We start from the raw sequence: 18,895 nt of genomic DNA on the forward strand, positions 1-18,895 counted from the left end.
ATCTCATTAGCTAATCGGCTAATTAGCTACTCAACCACTTAACTATTTTCCCAATTTAAAACTAACCGAAACGGCTAAGCCCTTTGAGTCCAGTTTTGTCCGCCCATAACCGATCCCTGTTAAAGGTAATTTGACAAATGGCCTAACGCCGATTGTGACTTGGTTGTTCAACTGTTGTTCAAAAGTTGCCGAAATATTCGCTACGCCAAAAGGATGGTTATTTTGCCCTCTTACTTCATAGTTAGTGCGTTGCTTATCTTTATATGGATCACCGGTATCGTAACTAAATTCATATTGCTCTCGTAACATGAAATAGCTGGAAGCACCTCCGTTCAAGGTAATACGGGTTGCACCTTTATTGTAAACCTGATAATTAAGTTCTATAGGTACATCCAGCACATCGCAAGCAGCATCTACCTGACTGGGTGTTGCTCCGTAGCTTCTTTGTATTTTGGGCCGGTAAAAACTGTAAGGTGAGTTATAATTCTTTCGTGCGTATAATACGCCGCCTGAAACGCTTAATTTCTTACTTAATGGTAGCGTATATAATACACCAATATTTTGGCTTAGCTGAGGATTACCGGCACCTCGTACGCTTGTTAAATCAGGCGCTGCTAAGATGGTTAAGTAAGATGGTCTTCTTTCTCGGTTGATCGTTAATTTTGGTTCAGACAAAATTTCTGCATCTGATGTATTAAATGAATATACAGGTGCTGGTTTTAGGCTTTGTCCTACTTTTCCAAGTAAGCCGTTCGTTCCTGCTTGCACTGTTAAGGTATCTTTATATATGTTTTCCGATATAACTTCCAATCTACCCGTTCGTTCGTTAGATTTGTCTTCAAGAAGAGGGATGGAAATCGTTGGTGACGTATTCTTCGATGGCGCCTTATCATTTTTAACGATCTGATCGACAACAGGTGGTACCGGCTTATCTATATGCGTTTTTTTAGATATGATACTATCTTCCTTTTTAACCACTTCAACAGACTGATCACGTGTAATGGGCCACCAGATGACAAGAAAAACCAGTATAACAGCCGCAGCGGCACTTAAAGAGCTAAGCCAAATAAGTCTTACCTTCTTTTTCCTATTGTTGACGAGCTTTTCTTCCATAGCTATCCAGTGCATCTCATCGTAAGATACTTCCGGGTTGTTCAACCCTTCTCTGAATAGATCATCGAGTTTCTTCTTCTCCATCACACTTATTCACTAAGGTTCTTGTCTGCTTCATTTCTGCCGACATTCAAGTCGATCGCCTTTAGCATCTCCATCAATTTTGCCCTGGCCTTAAACAGGTTAGATTTGGATGTTCCGACAGAAATATGCAACATTCCTGCTATTTCTTCATGGCTATATCCTTCAATTGCATAGAGGTTAAAAACCGTACGATAGGACGGGCTTAACGACTGTACCATGAATAATAGGTCTTGATAGTTTAGTTTCTCATAAATTGCTTCGTCAGACCCGGCCTGATCGTAATCCATTATATTTTCATTTCCTGCAAATTTAAGGTTAGCTCTATAATAATCGATTGCCGCATTGGCCATAATACGACCTATCCAAGCAGTAAAAGGTTTAGTGTGGTCGTATTTCTTGATATGCTTAAATACCTTAAAAAAACCATCGTTCATAATGCTGGCGGCGTCTATTTTATTACTCGCATAACGTTGGCAAATTCCCATCGAATATGCATAGTAATGTCTATAGAGTTCCTTTTGAGAATTCCGATCCTCTTTAATACATCCCTGTATTAGCTTCGATATGACTTCTTCCTGATTCTCCTTTGGTGCCACCAAGCCCTCCTTCCAATAAGCATTACGAATGCCGTAAAAAAAAGGTTGCTTCAAAGCTAAAATTATTTGTGCGTGTAATGACAAAATTGGTAACAAATATTTTGCAATTTTTATAAAGCTAGGCAACCCTTTTGTCATGCGCTCCGTATTTAGAGTATCAATCAAAAAAAATAAAACGAATAGGTTAGCTTATGAAAGTCACGAAAAAAAAATCACTTTACACACTTGCTGTTTTAGCAAGTTTTATCGCTGTTCTATACAGCTGTTCTAAAGATCAAGCAGTGGAGCCTGAAAAACCTGGCAATGAAGAAGTAACCGCTGAAAATGTTAGTTATAGCAACTTCGCCGGAGCCCTGTTTCAAACGAAATGCGCCGGTTGCCATGCTGCAGGTGGCGGTGCAAGTGGCCGTTGGACTTTCTCCGGCTTTGCATCTGTTCGGGATAATGGAGCGAGAATCAACAATGTCGTGCTAGTAACTGGTACCATGCCTGTCGGCGGTTCACTAAGTGCTAACGAAAAAGCGCTATTAAAAGCCTGGTTTGATCGTAATATGCCGGAACAATAACAATTAGAAATTATGATTCAGAAAATAGTTTTATCCTTATTTCTTATAATCCCTCTCTCTGTTGCAGTTTCAAAGGCACAGAGCACCTTTGTAAGTAACGGGGCTACGATATCTTTTTTTAGCAGTACGCCCGTTGAAGATATAGAAGGTGTTAGTAAAAACGGACTTTCCGCACTGGACGTAAATACGGGAGACATTGTATTCAAGGTGAAAAACACCACGTTTCAATTCAAAAAAAAATTAATGCAGGAACATTTCAATGAAAATTATATGGAGAGCGACCGATATCCGTTTTCTGAATTTAAGGGAAAAATAAATGATCCTGGAAAATTGAGAAACGATGGGACCTACCAATGCATGGTTAGCGGTGTACTTACCGTTCATGGTGTTGCTAAAAGTTACACTGCACCGGTTAAAATAACCGTGAACAATGGTGCGATCACAGCTAGCTGTACGTTCAAGGTAAAAACGGCCGACCATGATATTGAAGTTCCAACCATCGTTATAAAAAATATAGCAGAAACCTTAGACGTTAAGGTTGCTGCTATTTACCAAGCTAAAACTCCTTAAGTCATCCTATGAAGCGTATCACATTTTTTCTCCCTTATTTTCTATTGATCATTCCCTTTTCTCGTTTGTTCGCGCAGAGCGATTTAGAGGCGCTAATTCAAGAGGATAGTACCACGCGCGAAAAGGTGAGTGCCACTTTTAAGTCCAACCATTTAATCAATGCACAGTCGACCGAAACGATCCATAAAAAGGAACTCGAATTCCGGGTAGATCACCGATTTGGAGATATTGCAGGAGGTAGTGGAGGTATCGGAAATTTCTTCGGTCTTGATCAGTCGACAGACATCCGCATTGGTTTTGATTATGGTATATCTGACCGATTTAATGTTGGGATTGCCCGTGCAAAGGGTGCCACTGCGGCAACACAATTATATGAAGCCAATTTCAAATATCGTTTTCTAGAACAAACTACTGATAACGCTATTCCGGTAAGTCTTGCCTTTTTTGGAAGTGGGACGGTAAGCGGTGTTAAGGCTTCTGACGATCCTACAGCCTCGACCTCTTATAAGAATTTCGGCGATCGGATAACCTATGTTAGTCAGTTGATTGTGGCACGAAAATTTAGTCCTAGCTTTTCTTTTGAACTTATTCCGAGTTACGTACATCGGAACTATACGATTTTTGGCGATCAAAATGGTGTATTTGCCTTAGGTGCCGGTGGTCGGTTAAAGATTAGCAAACGGATGGCTATTGTAGCAGACTACTTTCTTCCTTTTAGAAGCAAAGACAAAAAGGAATACGTAGAAAACGTCAATCAGCAGAAGTTCTACGACGCCTTAGGTGTTGGTTTAGAAATCGAAACAGGCGGCCATGTCTTCCATTTAAATTTCACTAATGCCACAGCCATTCAGGAATCGCAATTTATACCGGAAACTACGACATCTTGGGGTAAAGGGCAGTATAGATGGGGCTTTAGTATATCTAGAAGATTTTCATTTAATAAAGATAGAGAAGGAAAAGTGGGTGGGTATTAGCGATTGACCACCCTAAGGAACAAGGGTTAAAGTTTAGAAAATCGCACTGACTGCTGGGCTATGAACGCTTAGCAGTCACTTTTTTAACGGCACCTTGCAGCGCAAACTTAATAAGGCTAATCAACCCAATAAGTGCCCACAGCCCGTTAGCTACCGTGTTTGGTGTATCGTGATTGTAAAAAGCACTGATTACGAGAAATAATCCACCTAATGCGTTTAGCAACTGGTATTTCCAACCATTGGAATGAATATAACCTAGGCTAACCAACAAGTAACCGGAAGTACAACAGGCAACGCCGATCCAACCTAACAAGTTAATTGTTTCTAAAGACATGAACATAAACTATTTATCAAAAATAAATAGTTTGCTACTTTAGGAGCCTACATACTGTATTAATTAATTGTTAAAAGGTAGATTGAAATACAAAGGCTTGTCTCAGGTTGCCATTCTCCCGTATCTATGCCATATCAATACCGCTACGCTCGACGACGCAAGAAAACGAACTTTTAGACAAGCCCAATGTATAAATTCAAGGTGTTATTGCTTATTGAGAAAGGCTCTTAACATCCAGTTTTGCTTTTCGTTAAACTGCATAAATGCGTTCACCATATCGTTGGAACCTTCATCATTTGCTTCGTCCGTAATTTCTAGCAGGTCCCGTTGCAAAGCGATCAATACTTCAAGGTCCTCTACCACAGCTTTCACCAGATCGACATCCGACATTCCGATGGTATCTATTTCCTTGATCTCCGCTGTCTCAAGATAGTCCTGATATCGGCTGAGCGGTGATTTCCCTAAGGTTAGTATACGCTCTGCTAGCTCATCAATGGTTGTAATCGCATTATTATATAATTCTTCAAATTTAGCATGTAATGTAAAGAAGTGCGAGCCTCTTACATTCCAATGACAACCACGTAGTTTTTGATAGTGAACATGATAGTTTGCCAATAAATCATTTAGGTGATCTACAACAGGTCTTAATTTTTTCTCTTCTAAACTAATTGCTTTTGGATTCATACATTATATTTTTTGTTAGTACCCTAAGCATGCGATCTGCATGCCGGGAATGACCTACTTATAACGTTTTGGCTTATGAATTGTTTAATACACCTGATCGTCCTTCTTTTTTCTGACAAAAAGATTATAGTTCTCGTGCTTTTCAACATAAACAATAGTATCCTTATCGATGAACCCATCTAAGGCCACGGCATCATACCATTTCCCTTCAATCTCGATTTTACCCGAAGGACGCAAGGCCGTCTTGGCGACTCCTTCTTTGTTAATTAAATTAAGATTTCTTACAGAAGAGACGTATCCTTTACCCGACTGTTGCTCATCGGCTAAAACCAGCCGTTGAAATGCACTGGAACGCAGAATGCTTTTGCCGAAAATGACACAAAGAATAATAGAAGCAATAGTAGCAGCGATTACAATAACGAAGGAAGTCATTACTTGGTTAGGCTCAACAGGTTGAAAGTTAAAGTTCTGATTGGGCACCATGCTGAATGCCAGTCCACATACCAATGCAATGATTCCCAGAATACCCGCAACACCAAAACCCGGTATGACAAAGACTTCGAGTAACAGCAAAATAATACCGATTATGAATAAGGCGATCTCCCAATTATCGGCCAATCCCTGGATATATAACGGAGCAAAGAATAGAAGTGCAGCTATGATGGCAACAATCAATGCAAAGCCGATGCCCGGCGTTTGCATTTCGAAATAAATTCCGCCAATAATCAGTAAAATCAGCACGCTACTCACTGCCGGATTGATAAGAAAATTAATAAAGCTATCAACCCATGTGCTTTGATACCGGGTGATAGATGCCCCTTTTAGACCTTCTTTAGCAAGTATGTCTGTCGAACTAACCACTTCGCCATTGATCATACCAATTTTTAGCGCTTCTTGTGTCGTCAAAGTAAGTACTTTGCCAGCCTCTTTTAATTCCGGTAGCACGATATCCGGGTCCACAAAAGCTTCTGCTACTCGTGGATCTCTCCCCTTTGCTTCAGCCGTTGCCCGCATTAAGCTCCGCATATAGGATTGATATTTCTCCGGCATCACCTCTCCTTGAGGATTTACCACGCTGGCAGCCCCTATGCTTGCACCTTTAACCATATAGATTTTATCACAGGCAAGGGCCACCAGCGCACCGGCAGAAGCCGCATTATGGTTTATAAAAGCAATGGTTTTCAGCTCCGACTCTAATATCTTAGTTCGTATGGAATCGGCGTAATTAAGCATTCCACCGTAGGTATTGATTTCGATTAAAATATAATCGGCATGATGTGCTTTAGCTGCACTAAATGCTTTTTCAGTTTTACGCCAGGCTGCCGGGCCAATTTCTTCACTTAAGTGATATTGATAAACGGTGGCCGTTTCCTGCGTTTTGCCTATTACAGAACCGGGTGAAAATAACGCAATTAACAGTCCTATTGAAAGCCACTGCCGTAGGCTTCTGTCTTTTATCATGAGCATTGTCTTTATTTTTCTCCTTTTACCGATAAAGCTTCTTTTCCTTTGCACGCTTTTAAAGGGATTTTCCATATAAAGATACTATTTTTGTCAGATGGTTATAGAAGAAAGATGAAAGAGGGTAGCAATAATCGTTAACGAATGACAAAAGCATTTTCTTACTTATATGAAGGCACTATTTGGAAGATAGACATCCATGAACTATCCGGTATGCTTGCCATCGAATGGAGAGATCAGGATGGGCTGCCCTACTTTTCGGTTATTCATTATCGCAGTGGTCGTTTGTTATCCGATCACATACACTATGGCGATCGTTGGTGGACGCTGGCAGCGGTGAATACCAACCAACTGTTCCTGCAGCATTATCCGCAACCAAACCAAGGGCAAACGCAGGGACTTGTAGCTATCGATATACATAGTAAACAGGTCACCTGGGAGCAATTCAATCTGCAATTCGTAGAGCTTACACAGGAAGGAATAGCGGTAAAGCAACGATTTTCAGATACGAATGCGGTCAGCTTGCTGGAGCCTTTGTCGGGAAGTATACTTGAAAATCATACATTACTAAATAAACTGTCGCCTTTGCCCAGAAATATACGCTCGGCCTCCCCTGTTCACCGGACTCCTCCACTTCCAATTACAAGCACTTTAGTTGGCCCCTATTTCTTTCTGGAAACTGACGGTAAAGAGCTTTGGGCCTATCATGAGAGGAAAGAAGATAAGTTACAACTCATATTAACGGTTATTCAAGAGCACAACGTACAATTTAAGGAATGTATAGTTGATCGATTAGATCATCTGCTGCCGGAAGTCTTTTTTATGGTTGGCCAACAATTGTTTTTTGTAACGAATAATAAACGAGAAATTGTTTCGTATTTTGTATAATTGTAATGTATATGAAGAATAAAAAAATATTAAAAGGCTTAGGCGTGACTGTTGCCTGTGTCTTAACAAGTAGTGTTGTTTTTGCGAATCCGATAACAAGGGATTCGATAGGAGTTGAAAATCAAAATGGTAAAAAAGTAATTCTACATAAACTACAGACCAGAGAATCTTACTACTCTCTTGGACGCAAATACAACCTGAAGCCAAAAGACATCATTGATTTTAATGCTAATAAGTCGCTCAAAGCTGGTGATGTCGTTAAAATTCCGACCGGCGCACCCTTCTCGAACCCTGCAAACAATGTTGTAAAAACTGCGACTCCTAGCTCAAAACCTCCCGTTAATGGCGGTGCAGCTATTACCTCCCAGGGAACCGATTATATTGAATACAAAGTAGGTGCAAAGGAAACGCTTTTTTCCATTTCAAAACGCTTTGGAGTAACTGTTGATGCGATTAAACAAGCGAACAATTTATCCGGCAACTCTTTAAAGGAGGGGCAATTAATCAGAATCCCGAATACATCTATAGAGGAAGCCGCCACTGATCCCAGTGTTCCAAAGAAAGTAATTAGCAACGAAGAGTTAAACGGTGTAACAAGCGAAAACGAACAGCAGGTTGCAAGCGGCAACGCCAATACGATTGAAGAAGAACCGGAAGAAACACCTAAAGAGGATAGCACACCGGCCAATCGCTACGGAATCAAGCAGGTGACAGCAAGCGGCATTGGAATCTGGATGGACGACTTAAATGGCGAAAGCGGCAAAATGCTCGCCTTGCATAACTCCGCTCCGGTCGGCACCGTAGTTAAAATTACCAACCCGATGACCAATCGAACTACTTATGCAAAGGTTGTAGGTAAATTCAATGAGACATCGGAAAATAAAGATGCTATCATCGTTATTTCCAAATCCGTGGCTTCATTAATCGGTGTAATTGACAGACGGTTTCAGGTTAATATCTCTTATTAGTTAAGTGGTTAAGTAGTTGAGTGGTTGAGTCGTAAAGATGTCATGTAGTTAATTAGCTAATTTGATAATGGGACTACGTGAGATTAAAGCCTACGGCTATAGCTTACGCCTTAATAATAGTTAAGTAGTGAATCAATACTAACAACGAATAGCTAATAACGAATAACTAAAGTCTAATAGCTAAAAAAATGTCTAAAAAACCTTATGTCATTGGTATCGCTGGCAGTAGTGGTTCGGGAAAGACGTTCTTTCTGAAGTGTTTTCTTAATCACTTCAAAGATCATGAAGTTACGTTAATCTCTCAGGATGATTATTACCTGCCAGCCAACACCAAAACGCAAGAGGAAAACAAACTGTATAATTTTGATGTACCTGCTGCTATCAACCGAACGCTCTTTTATCATGATATTAGCGCGCTGATTGCAGGGAAGACGGTCTTTAAAGAAGAATACACTTTTAATAATCCGGCAATTAAGCCAAAAATGTTGGAGATAAAGCCAGCTCCCTTATTAATAGTAGAGGGGCTATTTATTTTCCATTTTGAAGAAATCAATACACTTCTGGACGAGCGTATATTTCTTCACGCAGATGAACATATTGCATTAGAGCGCCGACTTCGACGGGACCTTATCGAACGGGGGTATTTTGAGGAAGATGTCAAATACAAATGGTATAATCACGTACTCCCCAGCTTTGATGAATATCTTTTTCCCTACAAATCGCAGTGTGATTTAATTATCGAAAACAATAAGGACGATACCGCGATGATGGTACAAGTAACTGATGAAATTTCCGCACGCTTACGGAAAAAACTATTTTAAAGTCTCATTTCCGGAATATTATCACCGGCTATAAACTTGCCGGCGGTTGCATTCCGGATTTCATCCACACTCAGTCCAGGTGCTCTTTCTAAGAGGCGAAAGCCTCCGTGTGGTTCAATAACAAAGACGGCTAACTCGGTAACAATCTTCCGAACGCACCTCACTCCTGTCAAAGGCAAGGTGCAGGATGGAAGCAATTTACTTTCACCTTCCTTGTTAACCTGTTGCATCGCAACAATGATATTTTTGGCAGAGGCTACCAGATCCATGGCTCCCCCCATTCCCTTGACCATTTTGCCCGGTATTTTCCAATTGGCAATATCGCCATTTTCCGAAACCTCCATAGCTCCCAGAATCGTCAAATCTACCTTCTGAGCCCGGATCATTCCAAAACTCATTGCTGAGTCAAATATTGCCGATCCGGGAAGCGTTGTAACCGTTTGTTTGCCCGCATTAATTAAATCCGGGTCGACTTCCTCTTCCGAAGGATATGGTCCCATACCAAGCAAACCATTCTCCGATTGCAATACCACCTGGATATCTTCAGGTATATAATTGGCTACCAAGGTTGGTATACCGATACCGAGGTTAACGTAATAACCGTCTTTTATTTCCTGCGCAATGCGTTTGGCTATTCCTTGTTTGTCTAGGGTCATGGTGTTAGTTGTTAAGTTGTTAAGTTGTTAAGTTGTTGAGTTGTTAAGTAGTTAACAGCAGTGTCGAATATATTGTCATTCCTTTCGTTTCTTAAGGTAAAGTATATATCCATTCAAAAGTGCTATACATTTTTCTAGATCGGCTTTGCATTTATCAAATGTGGCGTTGTCAATATATTGTTCATCCAAAGCACATATTAAATGATCGAGTATCTCATACAGTGACCCTCTTGATTGTCTACAAAATTGGATGTTTTCTTGATAATGAAATCGGCCGTACCCTTCCGCAATATTTGCAGTAACTGATCTAGCTGCTCTTTTCAATTGATCTGATAACCTATATTTTTCTTCATTCGGAAGAAGTTTTATAACTTCACCCAATTTGTTTCTAAAGCTTCGACAGTGTTTCCAAACCTCTAGATCCTCAAACGTGCTGGTCATTGAATTGTACTGTTTTTCAATTTTTGATGCGAATCTCACTACTTAACTACTTAACAATTGGTCTACTTGACTACTCCCTTATGGTTCTCTTCTCAATTCTTTTTTCATATTTTTCTCCTTGGAATATGCGATGTACATAAATCCCAGGCGTATGGATATGATCCGGATCCAAGGATCCAACAGGTAACAACTCCTCGACTTCCGCAATGGTTATTTTTCCGGCCATGGCCATGATAGGATTAAAATTACGGGCCGTTGAGCGAAAGATAAGATTCCCGGTTGTATCTCCTTTCCAAGCCTTTACAATGGCAAAATCAGCATTGAATGCCATTTCTAACAAATAGTCTTTATCGTTAAATCTTCTGATTTCTTTACCTTCTGCCACTTCGGTTCCTACTCCTGCCGGTGTAAAGATTGCCGGCATTCCATAACCGGCCGCCAAGCATCGAGTGGCCAAGGTGCCTTGCGGTATTAACTCAACCTCCAGTTCTCCCGAAAGTAGCTGACGCTCAAATTCTGCATTTTCTCCAACGTAAGACGCGATCATCTTTTTTAGCTGCCTTTTTTGAAGCATTAAACCGATTCCGAAATCATCTACACCGGCATTATTGGAAATACATGTTAAGTCTTTCACTTCTTTTTTCACCAATGCGGCAATGCAATTCTCGGGTATCCCGCATAGACCAAATCCCCCGAGCATAAGTGTCATTCCATCCTGAATGTCTCTAATAGCTTCATCGGCATTGTTCACTACTTTATTAATCATGGCTATCAAGTTTAAAAATCGGCTGCAACGACGTTAATTTACAATTTTGGTTCTATAAAACAAAAGGCTGTAAACAATAAACTATAGGCTGTAAGCCATAAGCCGACTGATGCGCGTAACTAAGAACGCTGCCCCTCGTTATCACATTAGCTAATCATCACATTGGCTAATCGGCTAATTAGCGAATTAACTACTCAACCACTCCACAACTCAGTGACTTAACAATTCCAAAAAACATTTAGAATTAATTTAAATAATACTTACCTTTGGCAGCGTAAATTGATGAAGATGAAGGTATTGAACATTTTTGAGATGGAGCTGGTAAGAAATGGCTGCCCGTTAGATCCTGAAAACCACAAAGGACTGAATCCTTATACCGGTTGTTGTGAGTTCAAGAAGTGTTGCAAAAAATATAAGAAGGGCAAGCGTTGTAAAAAATGTCCCAATAGGTAAAGAATTAGCCCATTCGATAGGCTAATTCAAATATACATACGTTATTCCATCACCGCCTCTATCAGCATGTTCGTCTTCCATCCTGTTAACCTGCGAATATTTACGTAAATAATCCCGTATCATTTTTCTAAGAATACCATCTCCTTTACCGTGAATAACCTTTAGGCTTGGAAAACCCAACATAATGGCCTTATCTAGGTGCTTTTCGATCGCCTGAAGGGCGTCTTCTGTGCGCATGCCCCTTACATCCAATTCAGGATAAAATCCCGTTAACTCTTCGGTAACCATTGCGCTATGAGATTTACGAATTTCTTTTGGAACCTCTTTTGTTGCTACTTTTTCTACACGTTTTCTTTTCACCACCGATCGCAAATCACCCATCGCCAAGATAAGGTTATCTTTCGCAACTTCCAGTACCTGAGCCACATTACCTGATTCTATAATTTTCACCCAATCGCCAACGTGTATTTCTTGGTTATTAGCGACCGTAGCTCCTTTCGTTTTTGGTTCATTGAGTTGGTGGCGTTCAAGCTCTTGCTGCAAGTGTTGTCTAGCTGCCTTCGTTCTCTCTCTATCTGCTTTGCTCTCCTTAATTTCTGAAATCGTGTTTTCCACTAACCTGTTGGCATTTTTTATAATTTCCTGGGCTTCTAGCTTAGCTTGTTTAAGGATTGTCTTTTTATTCTCGTCTAAATAGCGTTGCAAAGCTTCGGTATCTTGTTGTAACTTATTGAGCGCAGTTTCTCTTTTCTCAACTAAACGCTTGGTATCCAGGATTGTCTTCTTTTCCCGCTCTAAGTCAACAAGTAAGGTGTCAACCCGCTTTTGTTGTGCACCTATCTTTTGTTTTGCTGCTTGTAGAACCTCCGTTGGCAATCCAATTTTTTGTGCAATTTCAAAAGCATAAGAACTACCCGGTTTCCCGATTTCTAAAATATAAAGTGGATGCATGGCTGCATTATCAAAAAGCATGGAAGCATTTTCCAGGCCTTCTGTCGCATTAGCAAAGTTCTTCAAATTAGAATAGTGAGTAGTAACTACCCCTCTTATTTTTTTACGGTTCAAAACTTCCAATACCGCTTCCGCTATCGGGCCACCGAATTGTGGATCAGTACCTGTGCCAAATTCGTCAATAAGCACCAACGTTTTACCGTTCGCGTGTTCCGTAAAGTATTTCATCTTCGAAAGATGAGCACTATAGGTACTTAAGTCACTTTCGATCGACTGGTCATCGCCGATATCAGCAAAAAATTGTTTAAAAACACCTATCGTCGACGACTCGTCCGCCGGAATCAATAATCCGGCTTGGGCCATTATTTGCAACAAGCCGATGGTTTTCATCGCTACCGATTTTCCGCCTGCATTAGGTCCTGAAACAACGATTACGCGCTGCTGATTATCTATTTTGACATTCAACGGCACAACTGTTTGTTTCTCCTTCTTAAAATTGAGCATCAGAAGGGGGTGTCTGGCGTTTATCAGTTCAACGGCAGCTTCTTTTGATAACTGTGGCATATCCGCTTCCAATTCGATTGCAAATAGTGCCTTGGCTCGCACAAAATCAAGTTTACTAAGCAATCCATGATAGGCTAACAAGAGCGGAATATTGGGACGTAATGTATCCGTTAATTCAATTAAAATACGGATCACTTCTCTTCGCTTATCAAATTCAAGATCGCGGACTTTGTTGTTTAAATGAAAAACTTCTTCGGGTTCGATGAATACCGTTTGCCCCGTAGCCGATTCGTCATGAATAAAGCCCTTCAACTTGCGTTTGTTTTCTGCCAATAGCGGGATGCATAAACGGCCATCTCGAACGGTTAGGTTTCCGTCTGCCGTCCAGCCGTTTCCCTGAGCGCTTTTAAAAACATGGTCAATCCGTTTGCGCGCCTCCTGCTCTGCTTTGGCAATATTGGTGATAATTTCTGAGAGAAGCGATGAGGCGTTGGGCTTAATTTTACCTTTCGCATCGATTACGCGTTCAATAGCATTTACAATCCCTTTTTCTATTGGCAAGTGCTCGAATAATGCTTCCAGATTAGGATAATGTCCATTTCGGTCGTTAAAATATCGGATAACTGCAAATACAGTTTTCAACGACAGTAGCACATGAAAAAACTCTTCTTCTGTCAAAAACACCCCCTCTACCCTAGCCTTTTCTGCGAGGGCACGTATGGGATACAAATGTTCTATGGGCAAGGGGGAATCGTTCAGTAATATTTCTTTAAATTCATAGGTTTGACGCATGAATTTATTGATCTGGTCAAACTGATGCATCGGCTGGATTTTGTCCACCATTTGCCTTCCCATTTCACTTAAACAGTATGCTTTTATTAGTGCCTTGATTTCGGTAAAACCCAATTTATCAACAGCATTCTGAGGATATATCATTCTATTTAACTTTAGGTAGCGCTGTAGGCTGTAAGCCGCAGAGGGTTAGTCCCTACTCAAGTACTTACTACTCCACTACTTAACTACTCAACTTTTAACCATTGACTAATTGGCTAATTAAAAATTTGGCTAATTAACAACTTAACGCCTCTTCGACTTAACCGGCCCCTTTATTTTCAACGAGTCTGCCGGTTTGGACTTCTTGATTGAATCTATGGGTAACAACAACTTACTCAATTCGCTATTTCCATTCGGAATATAAAGGATTCGTTTAACCAATGCCTTCTCCAGGGGCAAAGACCATGCCTCCGATTTACGGTTAGCCGAATCGGTATGCTTCCGATAAAGTAAATTTTTGGTCAACTGAAAATTCACCGAATCAGCCTTTATTTTGTCTAGACTATCTTTAATGGACGCACTCTTTAAAGAATCGGCCACGAAGACCTTTCTCATTTTTGCATCTATCTTCGCTTGTTCATCCTTTTGATATTGCTGCAACCGCTTTTGCACCTCGGCATAAATCTGATTCAATAAGCCCGGATCTTTTGAATAGAAGACGAGGCTTTTGTTAAACCCAGCCGAATCAGTGTCATATTTTTTAAAGATGGAAGCATAATAATTTTTCGCCAGCAATCGAGACGAATCCATGGGTAAGGAAGACAGGTATCCTTCAGCCAGATGAAAATCACATAAAAGTGGGACCATCTTCTTTTGGGCGATAACTCCTTCAGGCACCTTCTCCTTATTACAAGCCGCTAACAAAAACACTGAAAGAATTACTATTAATAACCGAGTCATTTCTTTAAATTCGCACAAACTTAGATAAAATGCTTTTCATATGCAATTAGTTACCTTTGCGTCCGCTTTAAAGCAGGCGTTTAGGTTGCGATGAGTAATTGTCCAAGAAAGGTACAAGTGTGGGCGGGCGAAAAAAATTGATAAGAGAAATGAGTATTAGTGATAATTTAGAAAAGATTAAAAAAGAAACAGATTCGGTAGGTGTAACATTGGTAGCCGTTTCAAAAACCAAGTCAGTAACTGAGATTCAAGAAGCTTATGACGCCGGACAGCGCACGTTTGGAGAAAACCAGGTACAAGAGTTGCGCGATAAATACGAAGTTTTACCGAAAGATATTGAATGGCATATGATCGGTCATTTACAAACAAATAAGGTAAAATATCTTGCGCCCTTTATCAAATTAATTCAATCTGTTGACAGTTTGAAATTGCTTCAGGAAATTAATAAACAGGCGTCAAAACATGACCGAATCATTGATTGTCTTTTGCAAATTTATATTGCGGACGAGGAAACGAAATTTGGCTTGGCTTACGACGAAGTAATCGAACTACTACGATCCGACGAATTCAGCATACTTAAAAATGTTCGTATTGTTGGTCTAATGGGAATTGCTACCAATACCGATAATGAGAAGCTGATCAAAGAAGAATTCTATGAGTTAAAAACACTTTTTAATGGCATTAAAGCCAGCTTCTTTCGAAAAGACGACGCTTTCAAGGAGTTATCGATGGGTATGTCGTCCGACTATAAAATTGCCATTGAACAAGGGAGTACAATGATTAGATTGGGAAGCACCATATTTGGGTCACGTTGAGTTGTTGAGACGTTAAGTTGTTGAGTCGTTAAATAGTTGAGTCGTTGAGACGTTGAATAGTTAGTGACTACTTAACTACTTTCCTACTAAACTACTTAACTAGTTGTTGAAACGTTAAATAGTTGAAACGTTAAATAGTTGAGTCGTTAAATGGTTAAGTCGTTGAGACGTTGAATAGTTAGGTGACTACTTAACTACTTTCCTACTTAACTACTTAACTAGTTGTTGAGTCGTTAAATGGTTGAGTCGTTGAGACGTTGAATAGTTAGGTGACTACTTAACTACTTTCCTACTAAACTACTTAACTTGTTGTTGAGTCGTTAAATGGTTGAGTCGTTGAGACGTTGAATAGTTAGGTGACTACTTAACTATTTTCCTACTAAACTACTTAACTAGTTGTTGAAACGTTAAATAGTTGAGTCGTTGAATAGTTGAGACGTTGAGACGTTGAATAGTTAGGTGACTACTTAACTACTTTCCTACTAAACTACTTAACTAGTTGTTGAGTCGTTAAATGGTTAAGTCGTTGAGACGTTGAATAGTTAGGTGACTACTTAACTATTTTCCTACTAAACTACTTAACTAGTTGTTGAAACGTTAAATAGTTGAGTCGTTAAATGGTTAAGTCGTTGAGACGTTGAATAGTTAGTGACTACTTAACTACTTTCCTACTAAACTACTTAACTAGTTGTTGAGTCGTTAAATGGTTGAGTCGTTGAGACGTTGAATAGTTAGGTGACTACTTAACTACTTTCCTACTTAACTACTTAACTACTCCCCAACTATTTCCCTACTAAACTACTTGACTATTTTATTACACAAAGCATGATACGTAAAGCGCAAAAAGAAGACTGTTCGAGAATTTTAGAATTGATACATGAGTTAGCCTTGTATGAGAGGGCCCCGGAAGAGGTGACCGTTAGTCTGGAAGAAATGGAAGATGCCGGCTTTGGAGCGAATCCCGTATGGGAGGCTTTTGTAGCTGAAATTGACGGCGTTATACAAGGTATTGCTTTATACTATACACGTTATTCGACTTGGAAAGGGCGACGGCTTTATTTAGAGGACTTAATTGTTACCCAAGAAATGCGAGGTCGTGGTATCGGCAAGCTTCTGTTTGATAAAGTTATTGAAGAGATGCAGAACAAAGGCTATAGCGGTATGGTATGGCAAGTATTGGAGTGGAATGAGCCTGCGATAAACTTTTACAAAAAGTATCGCGCAACTTTTGATTCCGAATGGGTTAACGTTTCGATAAACAATTAATAGATTACCTTGTTAATTTGTCTAATATGCCGTTTTGTCTCTTCCTTTAATAAAGTGCTGATATGTTTAGAATAAAAAAATCTTTACTGATAAACGCTAGCCTGCTACTAACTTGTGCAAACATGCTGTTCCTATCATGCAATCTTAACAACGAACGGAAAACTGTCGCAAAAGCTGACACGCTCCGTTATCGGTATCAGCATTATATATTATCAAGTAAGGAGGTTGTGGATAACGATGGAAAAAAAGACACGACTTATTTCAAAGCGATTTTTCCTGAATTTGAACAAAAGGAAATCAATGATTTAATCAAAAGACAGTTTACAGCTAATAGGCAGCCCGACACGCAATATAATTCAATTGAACAAGAAGCAAAAGCATTTATTGAAAACTATGAAGATTTTGTAAAAATGGACGAATATCCCCGTGCCTGGTATTCTGAAATGCACGCAAAGGTATTACAAAACAAACCTTCTTTTCTTTCTCTATCCTTAGAACTTAGCGACTATACAGGCGGAGCACACGGGAACTATAATACACTTTTTTACAATTACGATCCGTTAAAAGTCGACACCATTGGACTTGAAAAGATTATCCCTGTGGAAAAGCAACAATCGCTAACCAAGATAGCAGAAGTGATATTCAGAAAACAGGAGGGACTATCTACCGAGCAAGCACTGGACGAATCCTATTTTTTTGAAGATAATCGTTTTCATTTAAACAATAACTTTACCCTTACCCCAAAAGGTTTATTATTTTTGTATAATGTATATGAAATCAAACCTTACGCAGCAGGCATCACAGAATTGATGATTCCCTACGAGCAGATCGACTCATTGATGACGGAGGAAGGCAAACATATACGAACCCAGCTAAGACAGAATATTACAACAAATTAATGCAGGTATTTAAATTTGGAGGTGCATCTGTAAAGGATGCCGACGGGGTTAGAAATGTTGCCCGTATCGTAGAAGATTATAAAGATCAACAGCTTATTATTGTAGTTTCAGCCATGGGCAAAACTACGAATTTATTGGAAGAAGTAACAAAGGCCTATTATAACCAAGAGCCAGAGCTATACAACCTTTTCGAAAAAGCCAAAAAATTTCATGAACAGGTGCTAGACGAGCTATTTGAAGATAAACAGCATTCCATTTTTGACGAGGTCGCCAATTTATTTGTTGAGATCGATTGGATCATTGAAGAGGAGCCGCAAGACGCTTATGATTACTTGTATGATCAGATTGTTTCTATTGGTGAGCTGGTCTCTTCGCGCATTATAGAAGCATACCTGAGAAAAGTTGATATACATAGTCTTTGGATTGATGCTAGAAACTATATCCACACCGATAATACTTTTCGAGAAGGGCAGGTAAATTGGGAAAAGACCGAACGCAGCATGCGATCTTCGATTCCCGCTCTATTGGAGAAAAATATACTGGTTACTCAAGGCTTTATTGGTAGCACCTCTGAAAATTTCACGACTACCCTAGGCAGAGAAGGCTCTGATTATACCGCAGCCATTTTTGCTGCTTCCTTAGATGCAGAGCTAGTAACGATATGGAAGGATGTTCCCGGGGTGCTCAATGCAGACCCAAAATGGTTCGACTCAACTGAATTAATACCTGAACTTTCTTATTTAGATGCGATTGAGCTTACTTATTATGGAGCCACGGTAATACATCCGAAAACAATTAAACCTTTACAAAACAAGGGGATTGCGCTAGCCGTACGCTCTTTTGTTGATACCAAGAACAACGGCACAATCATAAGGGCAACCAATAATACATTACCGGTCTCCTCTTTCATCTTTAAAGTAAATCAGGTACTCATTTCTATTTTGCCCAAGGACTTTTCTTTTATAGTTGAGGATAACTTCAGTCACATCTTTGATGTGTTTGCCAAACATCGGTTAAAGATCAATATGATGCACAATAGTGCAGTTAGTTTTTCGGTGAGCGTCGATTATGATGAACAAAATATCGTTTCTCTGATTAAAGAGTTGAAAAAACAATATGATGTGGAGTTTACACGCGACTTGGAGCTCGTAACCATACGATATCATAATCCGCAAACAATTGAACGGGTATTGATAAATAAAGAAGTGATCATGCAGTTACAGGATAACTATACCTGCCAAATGCTTATTCGATCGGTGGGTAGTTAGTTCGTTGAGTTGAAGAGTCGTCGAGGAGTTGATTAGCTGTTGTGATTATATGGGCGATAGTCGATTGCTGCAAGTTGATTACT

At 39.8% G+C, this 18,895-nt stretch carries 20 protein-coding genes; 10 read left to right on the forward strand and 10 right to left on the reverse strand.

The annotated features are described in order from the left end of the window. Nucleotides 1–42 precede the first annotated feature (42 nt). Both ACH11B_RS24980 and ACH11B_RS24985 read right to left on the reverse strand, forming a co-directional pair. Nucleotides 43–1,197, reverse strand: coding sequence for a hypothetical protein (locus tag ACH11B_RS24980; RefSeq protein ID WP_377610974.1), 1,155 nt, complete (start codon nt 1,195–1,197; stop codon nt 43–45). Nucleotides 1,198–1,202: 5 nt separating this feature from the next. Next, a complete protein-coding gene (locus ACH11B_RS24985) occupies nt 1,203–1,847 on the reverse strand; it encodes an RNA polymerase sigma factor (protein ID WP_246860311.1) in 645 nt (214 codons plus the stop codon). 137 nt (nt 1,848–1,984) lie between these two features. Here ACH11B_RS24985 and ACH11B_RS24990 point away from each other — a divergent pair, with 137 nt between their 5' ends. Genes ACH11B_RS24990 through ACH11B_RS25000 form a run of 3 tightly spaced genes read left to right on the forward strand, consistent with a single transcriptional unit; the run spans nt 1,985 to nt 3,903 of the window. Continuing rightward, nucleotides 1,985–2,359, forward strand: coding sequence for a hypothetical protein (locus ACH11B_RS24990; RefSeq protein ID WP_130856821.1), 375 nt, complete (start codon nt 1,985–1,987; stop codon nt 2,357–2,359). Nucleotides 2,360–2,371: 12 nt separating this feature from the next. Then, nucleotides 2,372–2,929, forward strand: a complete 558-nt coding sequence (locus tag ACH11B_RS24995; RefSeq protein WP_377610977.1) for a YceI family protein — start codon at nt 2,372–2,374, stop codon at nt 2,927–2,929. A gap of 8 nt (nt 2,930–2,937) precedes the next feature. Continuing rightward, nucleotides 2,938–3,903 (forward strand): DUF5777 family beta-barrel protein, encoded by a 966-nt coding sequence (locus ACH11B_RS25000; protein WP_377610978.1) that lies wholly within the window; start codon nt 2,938–2,940, stop codon nt 3,901–3,903. Between the two features lie 58 nt (nt 3,904–3,961). Here the strand turns inward: ACH11B_RS25000 and ACH11B_RS25005 are convergent, their stop codons facing one another. The 3 genes from ACH11B_RS25005 to ACH11B_RS25015 all read right to left on the reverse strand — a co-directional run bounded on the left by ACH11B_RS25005 (nt 3,962) and on the right by ACH11B_RS25015 (nt 6,382). Beyond that, complete coding sequence (locus ACH11B_RS25005; protein ID WP_377610980.1) at nt 3,962–4,237, reverse strand: hypothetical protein; 276 nt, start codon at nt 4,235–4,237, stop codon at nt 3,962–3,964. 204 nt (nt 4,238–4,441) lie between these two features. Next, a complete protein-coding gene (locus ACH11B_RS25010; RefSeq protein WP_013667879.1) occupies nt 4,442–4,921 on the reverse strand; it encodes a Dps family protein in 480 nt (159 codons plus the stop codon). 84 nt (nt 4,922–5,005) lie between these two features. After that, nucleotides 5,006–6,382 (reverse strand): nodulation protein NfeD, encoded by a 1,377-nt coding sequence (locus ACH11B_RS25015; RefSeq protein ID WP_377610982.1) that lies wholly within the window; start codon nt 6,380–6,382, stop codon nt 5,006–5,008. Between the two features lie 144 nt (nt 6,383–6,526). Between ACH11B_RS25015 and ACH11B_RS25020 the strand changes: the two genes are divergently transcribed. From ACH11B_RS25020 to ACH11B_RS25030, 3 genes are all read left to right on the forward strand, one after another. Further along, nucleotides 6,527–7,270, forward strand: a complete 744-nt coding sequence (locus ACH11B_RS25020) for a DUF4905 domain-containing protein (protein WP_130856817.1) — start codon at nt 6,527–6,529, stop codon at nt 7,268–7,270. Nucleotides 7,271–7,281: 11 nt separating this feature from the next. Then, the gene (locus ACH11B_RS25025; protein ID WP_013667882.1) at nt 7,282–8,238 is read left to right on the forward strand and encodes a LysM peptidoglycan-binding domain-containing protein; all 957 of its coding nucleotides are present in this window, start codon (nt 7,282–7,284) and stop codon (nt 8,236–8,238) included. Between the two features lie 188 nt (nt 8,239–8,426). Beyond that, the gene (locus tag ACH11B_RS25030) at nt 8,427–9,059 is read left to right on the forward strand and encodes a uridine kinase (protein ID WP_013667883.1); all 633 of its coding nucleotides are present in this window, start codon (nt 8,427–8,429) and stop codon (nt 9,057–9,059) included. Here ACH11B_RS25030 and ACH11B_RS25035 read toward each other — a convergent pair. The 5 genes from ACH11B_RS25035 to ACH11B_RS25055 all read right to left on the reverse strand — a co-directional run bounded on the left by ACH11B_RS25035 (nt 9,056) and on the right by ACH11B_RS25055 (nt 14,564). Further along, nucleotides 9,056–9,715, reverse strand: a complete 660-nt coding sequence (locus ACH11B_RS25035; protein ID WP_377610984.1) for a CoA transferase subunit B — start codon at nt 9,713–9,715, stop codon at nt 9,056–9,058. The two genes, ACH11B_RS25030 and ACH11B_RS25035, sit on opposite strands and share 4 nt — an antisense overlap. A gap of 75 nt (nt 9,716–9,790) precedes the next feature. Next, on the reverse strand, nt 9,791–10,156 hold the full coding sequence (locus ACH11B_RS25040) for a four helix bundle protein (RefSeq protein ID WP_130856814.1): 366 nt from the start codon (nt 10,154–10,156) through the stop codon (nt 9,791–9,793). Nucleotides 10,157–10,226: 70 nt separating this feature from the next. Beyond that, on the reverse strand, nt 10,227–10,922 hold the full coding sequence (locus ACH11B_RS25045; RefSeq protein ID WP_130856813.1) for a CoA transferase subunit A: 696 nt from the start codon (nt 10,920–10,922) through the stop codon (nt 10,227–10,229). A gap of 474 nt (nt 10,923–11,396) precedes the next feature. Beyond that, the gene (locus ACH11B_RS25050) at nt 11,397–13,766 is read right to left on the reverse strand and encodes an endonuclease MutS2 (RefSeq protein WP_149106000.1); all 2,370 of its coding nucleotides are present in this window, start codon (nt 13,764–13,766) and stop codon (nt 11,397–11,399) included. A gap of 141 nt (nt 13,767–13,907) precedes the next feature. Then, nucleotides 13,908–14,564 carry a DUF4296 domain-containing protein gene (locus tag ACH11B_RS25055; protein ID WP_130856811.1) on the reverse strand — a complete coding sequence of 219 codons (657 nt, stop codon included), beginning with the start codon at nt 14,562–14,564 and terminating at the stop codon, nt 13,908–13,910. Nucleotides 14,565–14,713: 149 nt separating this feature from the next. Here ACH11B_RS25055 and ACH11B_RS25060 point away from each other — a divergent pair, with 149 nt between their 5' ends. From ACH11B_RS25060 to ACH11B_RS25075, 4 genes are all read left to right on the forward strand, one after another. Next, a complete protein-coding gene (locus ACH11B_RS25060) occupies nt 14,714–15,379 on the forward strand; it encodes a YggS family pyridoxal phosphate-dependent enzyme (RefSeq protein ID WP_130856810.1) in 666 nt (221 codons plus the stop codon). Between the two features lie 825 nt (nt 15,380–16,204). Then, nucleotides 16,205–16,645 carry a GNAT family N-acetyltransferase gene (locus tag ACH11B_RS25065; RefSeq protein ID WP_013667891.1) on the forward strand — a complete coding sequence of 147 codons (441 nt, stop codon included), beginning with the start codon at nt 16,205–16,207 and terminating at the stop codon, nt 16,643–16,645. 122 nt (nt 16,646–16,767) lie between these two features. Beyond that, nucleotides 16,768–17,544 (forward strand): RsiV family protein, encoded by a 777-nt coding sequence (locus tag ACH11B_RS25070; protein WP_377610986.1) that lies wholly within the window; start codon nt 16,768–16,770, stop codon nt 17,542–17,544. Beyond that, on the forward strand, nt 17,544–18,812 hold the full coding sequence (locus ACH11B_RS25075) for an aspartate kinase (protein ID WP_013667893.1): 1,269 nt from the start codon (nt 17,544–17,546) through the stop codon (nt 18,810–18,812). The genes ACH11B_RS25070 and ACH11B_RS25075 overlap by 1 nt, the downstream gene beginning before the upstream one ends. Nucleotides 18,813–18,895 lie beyond the last annotated feature (83 nt).

It is taken from the genome of Olivibacter sp. EAT-5, assembly GCF_044784325.1.
GTDB classification, from domain to species: Bacteria; Bacteroidota; Bacteroidia; order Sphingobacteriales; family Sphingobacteriaceae; genus Olivibacter; species Olivibacter oleidegradans.